Source organism: Paraburkholderia sp. GAS333, assembly GCF_050435665.1.
Taxonomy (GTDB): Bacteria; Pseudomonadota; Gammaproteobacteria; order Burkholderiales; family Burkholderiaceae; genus Paraburkholderia; species Paraburkholderia fungorum_A.
In genome coordinates, this window is sequence record NZ_JBNDKS010000002.1 from 1486721 (window position 1) to 1493724 (window position 7004).

Annotated in this window: 6 protein-coding genes; 2 read left to right on the forward strand and 4 right to left on the reverse strand. The window is 60.6% G+C overall.

The window, feature by feature from the left end:
• The first annotated feature begins 20 nt into the window (after positions 1-20).
• Positions 21-1175 (forward strand): M14 family metallopeptidase, encoded by a 1155-nt coding sequence (locus tag ABH945_RS15805; protein WP_429251071.1) that lies wholly within the window; start codon positions 21-23, stop codon positions 1173-1175.
• A gap of 114 nt (positions 1176-1289) precedes the next feature.
• Here ABH945_RS15805 and ABH945_RS15810 read toward each other — a convergent pair whose 3' ends face one another.
• The 4 genes from ABH945_RS15810 to ABH945_RS15825 form a co-directional block, all read right to left on the reverse strand.
• Positions 1290-1919 carry a BspC domain-containing protein gene (locus tag ABH945_RS15810; protein WP_074763558.1) on the reverse strand — a complete coding sequence of 210 codons (630 nt, stop codon included), beginning with the start codon at positions 1917-1919 and terminating at the stop codon, positions 1290-1292.
• Positions 1920-2119: 200 nt separating this feature from the next.
• Complete coding sequence (locus tag ABH945_RS15815; RefSeq protein ID WP_074763559.1) at positions 2120-2794, reverse strand: energy-coupling factor ABC transporter permease; 675 nt, start codon at positions 2792-2794, stop codon at positions 2120-2122.
• 117 nt (positions 2795-2911) lie between these two features.
• The gene (locus ABH945_RS15820) at positions 2912-3784 is read right to left on the reverse strand and encodes a LuxR C-terminal-related transcriptional regulator (protein ID WP_429251072.1); all 873 of its coding nucleotides are present in this window, start codon (positions 3782-3784) and stop codon (positions 2912-2914) included.
• Positions 3785-4134: 350 nt separating this feature from the next.
• On the reverse strand, positions 4135-5349 hold the full coding sequence (locus ABH945_RS15825) for a DUF2863 family protein (RefSeq protein ID WP_074763561.1): 1215 nt from the start codon (positions 5347-5349) through the stop codon (positions 4135-4137).
• 273 nt (positions 5350-5622) lie between these two features.
• On the opposite strand from ABH945_RS15825, the gene ABH945_RS15830 reads away from it, so the two are divergent.
• Positions 5623-6738 carry an AI-2E family transporter gene (locus tag ABH945_RS15830; protein ID WP_143026228.1) on the forward strand — a complete coding sequence of 372 codons (1116 nt, stop codon included), beginning with the start codon at positions 5623-5625 and terminating at the stop codon, positions 6736-6738.
• Positions 6739-7004: the final 266 nt, after the last annotated feature.

Sequence of the window (7004 nt, forward strand, 5' to 3'; positions counted from 1 at the left end):
ATCGAGCAGGGAAGGACATCATGACGATATCGATTACGAGCAATTTCGACGCGGGCGCGATCGAGGTGCTGTCCTGCGAGGACGCCGGTAACATCCGTCTGCGCGTGCGGCCGGACAGCCATGCCGAGTTCGCACAGTGGTTTTATTTTCGCGTGTCGGGTGCGGCGGGCGAGCGCTGCGTGATGACCTTCGAGAACGCCGCCGCGTGTGCGTTCGCCGAGGGCTGGCGCGACTATCAGGCGGTCGCGAGCTATGACCGGGTGAACTGGTTTCGCGTGCCGACCTCGTACGACGGCCGCGTTCTGACTATCGATCACACACCGGATTTCGACCGCATTTACTACGCGTATTTCGAGCCGTATAGCGAAGAGCGTCATTCGGAGTTTCTCGGCGCGGTTCAGCAACTGCCGCAGGCATCGCTGACCGAACTGGGCACGACGGTCGAAGGTCGGCCCATGTCGCTGCTCACGCTCGGCACGCCGCAAACCGGCGACACGCCCAAGAAGAAGATCTGGCTGATCGCGCGCCAGCATCCCGGCGAAACGATGGCCGAATGGTTTATCGAAGGGCTGGTGAAGCGCCTCGCGGGCTGGGGCGATTGGGCCGGCGACCCGGTCGCGCGAAAGCTCTACGATCACGCGGTGTTCTACATCGTGCCGAACATGAATCCGGACGGCAGCGTGCACGGCAATCTGCGCACGAACGCGGCGGGCGCGAATCTGAACCGCGAATGGATGGAGCCGGACGCCGCGCGTAGCCCCGAGGTTCTGGTGGTGCGCGACGCGATTCACGCGACCGGTTGCGATCTGTTCTTCGATATCCACGGCGATGAAGCGTTGCCTTACGTGTTCGTGGCCGGTTCTGAAATGCTGCCGGGTTTCACCGAGCGGCAAGGACAGGAACAGAAGGCGTTCATCGAGGCATTCAAGCAGGCGAGTCCTGATTTCCAGGACAAATACGGCTATGCCGCGAGCAAGTATCGCGAGGATGCGCTGAAGCTGGCGTCGAAGTACATCGGCAATGAATTCGGCTGCCTGTCGTTGACGCTGGAAATGCCGTTCAAGGACAACGCCAATTTGCCTGACGAGCGCGTCGGCTGGAACGGCGATCGCAGCGCATCACTGGGCGCGGCGATGTTGCAGGCGGTGTTGCATCACGTGGAGACGTTCGCCTGAAGCGTTGAACAAACGCTGCTGGATAAAAAAAAACGCGGCACACACGTGAGAGTGTGTGCCGCGTTTTTTTGCGTGTGCAGGCAGGCGGCGATTGACGATCGCCGCCTGAAGCAATCACTGAGTCTTCTTTTTGGTCGATGTCTTCTTCGTGGCCGATTTGCTCGACGGCGTTCGCGACGATTTGCCCCCGCCGCTCTTCGACGATTTCTTCGTAGCTTTGGTGCCGCTGGCCGAGTGCTTGCCCTTCGAGTTCTTATGTTTGCCCGACGAAGGTTCGCTACGTGCACGCGCCGGAGGCACAGGATCGTTCCAGCTGAACGCCAGCATCTGTGCACCGACGTAACCGCAGCGAAATTTCAGATCGGCCGGATCGCCGTTTCCGTTCTGACGGACGCCAAGTCCTTCGACTGTGACGATGTTGTCTACCTTGACGCGCTGTTTGCCTTCGTCGAACGAATCGTTCCACGGTGTGACCGACGCGTGCGCGCTGTCGAATGAGCTGGGTGGAAACTCGACGTGATCGAAGGCAGTGGAGGTGCTTGCAACAAAGTCGCCATGAGCAGCGCAGTCCGCAACGAGCGGATCCGCATGCAGGTCATTGACGAATTTGTTGACGAGGTCGTTGTGCTGTTCGAGTTGATCGGCGAAGGCGGGCGCGGCACAGATGAGCGAGAGACTCGCAGCAAGTGTTGCCAACCGGCCGACCAGCCGCAGCAATCGGCGCGGTGTGTTGGTGCGATCCATCAAGTTCTTTAGACGCTAATGGGACATGAGGTTCGTAAGATGCCCGGCGAGCGGATGGAGTTCAATCCTGACACAAATATTTTGATGTGTCGTGAAGCGCGGGTCCGGTTCAAACAGCAGCGGGCGCCTGTCACATGCGACGTTTAAAACGCGATGTTTTAAGGATACGTGCGAGGTGCCCAACTGGATGCAGTTCAATCTCAGGTGCGTGGACCGCCCAGTCGATATCTGCGCACATCATACGTGGTCACCCACGCTGGACGATAGACGGCGATCAGTGCAGTCGACATGCCCGTGAACCACGCCTCGCCGGTGGCAAGCAGAAGCACGCTGAACGCGTAACCGGCTGGCACCACGGTCGTCGATCCATCCGCGAGAGCGATATGAAGACCGAGCGCCGCAGCGGCAGTGAGCGACACGGCGATAGCGGGCGAAACAAAGCCCTGGCCGAAGATGAACATAAAGAGGTTGCGCGGCAGCCACGCGATGCTGATGCGCTGGAGCAGGGTCGAAATGCCGACAGGCAGTGCGCCGTACACAAGGAAAGTGAGCGCGATGCCCTGCCACGGGGCATCGAACACAACGGCCGCAAGACCGGTGACCACCGCCATGGCGATTAGCGCCAGCGCCCAGTCGAATAACGTGACGAATAACGTGGCGCCGAGCAGGTGCATCACAGTGCCGTCGTCGAGCCAGGCATTACTCGCCCACAGCACCGACACTGCGACGATGATCGCAAGCCAGACGTGCTGTAGCGTGCTGTCCTGAAGTCGTTTGAAAGGATTTTTCCACAGCGCGAGCGCGACCACTATCGCAGTGGCGATCCAGCCACCGACAGCGACCCAGAACGGAAGCGGTGTGTAGAGGAAACCCATGTATCTCATATTACTCGTTGGACGAGAAAAAGTGGGAGCGGATTCCATGCCAGGTAGCGCAAACGCCTCAAGAAAATGCTTGTCGGACTTGGGTGTGCCCAGCGACGACCAGCATGCCTAGTCCTGCTCCACGGGTTCAGGCTCCGGCCCGGCGGGCGGCGCGTCGCCGTATGGCGTCGCGGGTTCGGCAGCCATCGGCAATGGCGCGTTCGTGTCGTCGGCCTGCAACGGATACTGGAAGCGCCGCCGCGCAGCGCGCTTCGAAGGGGCCGCGCTGGTTTGTTCTACGACGGGACGAGCCGCGCCGTCGCTGTTATTGCGGAGAACCTGCAGATGACTCGACATCCAGCCGTTATAGAGCGCGACCGCGGCGGCGCGATTGGACGCTCCGAGTTGCTGAAATATGCAGGTCAAATGGATCTTGACGGTGCCCTCGCTGATGCCGAGGGTGCGCGCGATCATCTTGTTGGTGCTGCCCATGTGCACGCAGCGCATGATCTGCTCCTGCCGGGGCGACAGTCCGCTCGACAATCTGGCGCGACGTGGCGGCGGATTTTTCTCGTCGAATACCCGGATGGTGGTGTCCGGCGGCAACGGAGGATCTAGCGCCACCGCGCCGGGCGGCACGTAGTGGCCGCCGAGCAGCACCATTTCAAAGGCACGCACGATCAGGCACGGATCAGTTGCGCGCGGCACGACACCGAGTACGCCTTCGTCCATGAGTTCCCGAACTTTGCCCGGAGAAGTCTGGTCCGTCATCACGGCAACGCGTAAATCGGGATAGTGGCTGAGCAGATGGCGGACTTCTTCCATCGACATCCAGTCCTGCCAGTCGATTACCAACAGGTCGGGCCGGTGACGCTTGAACGTGCGCTCAATCTGACGCCAATCCTGTGCTTCGGTGAAGCGTGCAAGCCGGTCGATCTGACGCAGCAATGCCTTGAGCCCATCACGTCGTTCTGCGTTTGAGTTGAGTATTGAGAATCGCATGCACATGTCTCCAGGTGGATCTGACGAAAGGGCGGGTGGCGCATCGCATCCCCGGCAAATGACCGGGGTGAGCCTCGATGCGTCGCCGTGACTATCATGACAAATTCCCTTCGATTTGACGGCCTGTCCAGAAGGCATAGGAAGAATGAGTAAGAGCGCCTGTGAAGGCGTTGACCTCGCTTGGGCGAGGTCTTTTCTGGCGGGCAAAGACGTGCGAAAGGGCGGCTGGCTGGCATCGCCCTGAAATGAAAAATGCCGCTCAGTTCTTAAAACTGAGCGGCATTCTTTTGGAGGCTGCGTTGCTTCTGCGACATTTCTACAACAGCGTGCGACGGCGTACGCGCCAAGGTTCAGTGGAAGTGAGGCTGCGCCGGTTCCGCGTCTTCAGGCATTTCGGCATGAACGATCTCGCCAAGCGGGTCTGCATAAAGCGGCACGCCGCAGTCGTCGCAATATTCCGGCTCGAAGCGCCCTGCGTGACGCCGCACTTCGGTCACACCGGTTTCCTTCAGCAACGCGACGATTTCTTCAAGCGGATCGTCCGATGCCGCGGTTTCCTGCGGTTCTTCATCGATACCCGGCTCGCCGTTCTCACGGCCGTAGAGCGGCCACACGACGCCGTAAATCACGTCGTTGCTGCCCCGGCGCGTGAAGCCAACCCGGTATTCGTCGATACGGCGTTCGCCGAAACCGGCGACCACCGCTCGCAACTCCTGGGGCGCCGCGCCAATTGTGTCGAATAGATAACGCACGGCGGTCCGCACCGTGTGAGGGCGTACGCTTTCGTCGGCATCGCGGCATGCCGAGTAGTACGCGTCCGGCAACAGACACTCGAATTCGCAACCGGGCAGCGCCAGCGACAGGTTGGCACCTCCTTGCGTGGACCACTGCTCAAGACATTGGCCGCGCTCGATCCGGTTGCCGTGCTCCTCTTCCTGCCAGCGGAATGCCGGCTCGCCCACCGGCGCAGCCACGACGGCCAGCAGGAAGCGCGGGTCGGCCAGAATAGGTGAGGTTTCCGGCAGTTCGCCGAAATTGAGTTTGATGTTGCCGCCGGCCAAGGCCGCCTGCGTGAGTTGCTGCGCGATCCGCCACGTTTCGACGTGATGGCGCGGCAACTGGTCGATGCTGTACAGGAACGGCGCCATCGCGACGCGCGTATTTGCGGCCAGCACGTGGGCTTGCAGGTGCGCGCGCAGCGCGTCGGCAGCGTCGGTCTTGAGCGGGCCCGACGGGATCACGTAGCGGGTCCACGCGAGCACGGGCGCGGCGATCAGCAGCGCCTCATAAGGCACGCCGTCATGCTCGACGATGAATGACTCGCTGTGGGTTTCCGCCATGTCGGCGAGCGCGCCATAAGCGTCAGGATGATTCTGCTGCAGATGATCGAGCGCCGCGTCCAGCGTAGTCTGGTTGGCGTTGCGGACGATCTTGGTCAGCAGCGCGTCGAGTTTCGCTTCCCAGAAGCGGTCCTCGGTGCGGCTGCCCGACGCGAAAAGCGCGAGCGAGAGACCGACGAGCTTGTCGGCATCGGGGGGGAGACGTTTGGCGATTCGCGAGCGCATAAATCCAGAATTTGGGGGGCACAGAACCTTATATTCTAGTCGTTTCTATGCCGCCATATTGTTTGGCCGGCAGAGCCGGATGAATTAGGGCGTTTCTGCACGAAAATTCAGCCTGTTGCGTGTGGCTTCTGAGCCTGCTCCACGAGGCCTTGAGCGAATGATATAAGAGGCTCCCCGAGGGCGCCCCCCGCTTCTATACTGACGGCGTTCAGTGGCCGCCTGACTGGCATATGTCAATTCGTCGCCGTGGTCTGGCGCAATAGGAGATTCATCGTGAAATCGGACCAACTGATCGAGCGTCTAGCCGCGGTTTTTGCGCTGATCATTCTCGTGGGCGGCTCGTTGCTGGTGCTGGCGCCTTTTACGACCGCGTTATTGTGGGGCGCCATTCTCAGCTACAGCTCGTGGGGTCTCTACCGGAGGCTGACTGCAGCGGTCGGTGGCCGGCGCAAATGGGCCGCCACGTTGATCGTGCTCATCATTCTGATTGTCGTGCTCGGGCCGTTTGTCTATGCGGGCTTTGCATTCGGTGCGCATGTCCATGACATCGTTGCGCTGGTGCAGAGGCTTTTTGAAGCCGGTTTGCCTGATTTGCCGCCTTGGGTCGATGGGATTCCGGTGGTTGGTTCGAGCATCGTGGCCTTCTGGGCACGTCTGACGAGCAGTAATTCGGAACTTATCGCTCAGTTGCACACGCTTGCGGCGCCGGCCGGCAAGTGGATTCTGGCAGCGGGGCTTGCCGTCACACACGGCTTGGGGCTGCTGGCGTTGAGTATCATCCTTGCGTTCTTCTTTTACACGGGCGGGGAAGGGGCGGCGGCGTGGCTGAATGCCGGCATGCGGCGTATTGCTGGCGAGCGTGCTGATTATTTGCTGGCGCTGGCGGGCAGCACGGTAAAAGGCGTCGTCTACGGGATTCTCGGCACGGCCCTCGTACAGGGGATTCTTGCTGGTTTTGGTTGCTGGATCGCCGGCGTGCCTGCGCCGGCGCTGCTTGGGCTGGCGACGTTTTTCTTGTCGGTGGTGCCGGGTGGGCCGGTGATCGTCTGGTTACCCGCAGCGATCTGGCTGTATCACGGCGACGCAACTGGCTGGGCGATCTTCCTGGTGGTGTGGGGCGTGCTGGTTGTCGGCATGTCCGACAACGTCATCAAGCCGATCCTGATTGGCAAGAATAGCGACATGCCTTTGATCCTGGTGATGCTGGGTATCCTCGGCGGCGCGTTAGCCTTCGGCTTCCTTGGCGTTTTCATCGGGCCGACTTTGTTGGCGGTCGCTTATACCGTACTGCATGACTGGACAATCGGTGCGCCGGGCGGCCGTGCGTTAGCGCCCGATCTCCAGGTACCCCTCCCAGATGATGCCGCCCGCGTAGAAAAGACACCTTGAATAAACTTCAGATAACGCTTGCAACTGCCTGCGTGGCTCGCTAGAATCTCGCTCTTTCGTGCTTCGGATACCGGAGCACGGGGAAGCGGGAAAGCCAGCAGTGGCAAGGCTTCCAGCGAAGTAGGCAGGTTTGGGAAGTAATAAAAACCTGTTGACGGCGCTGCGAAAGTTCTTCATAATCTCGTTTCTCTGCTGCAGACGCAGCGACGCAGAACGAAGCGGTGCCGGGTGGTTGAAGTGGGCGCGGTTTTGTGAGCGGATCGATC

Coding starts and splice junctions, on each gene's coding strand:
- ABH945_RS15805 (WP_429251071.1), top strand. CDS start 21: ATGACGATATCGATTACGAGCAATTTCGACGCGGGCGCGATCGAGGTG.
- ABH945_RS15825 (WP_074763561.1), bottom strand. CDS start 5,349: ATGCGCTCGCGAATCGCCAAACGTCTCCCCCCCGATGCCGACAAGCTC.
- ABH945_RS15810 (WP_074763558.1), bottom strand. CDS start 1,919: ATGGATCGCACCAACACACCGCGCCGATTGCTGCGGCTGGTCGGCCGG.
- ABH945_RS15820 (WP_429251072.1), bottom strand. CDS start 3,784: ATGCGATTCTCAATACTCAACTCAAACGCAGAACGACGTGATGGGCTC.
- ABH945_RS15815 (WP_074763559.1), bottom strand. CDS start 2,794: ATGGGTTTCCTCTACACACCGCTTCCGTTCTGGGTCGCTGTCGGTGGC.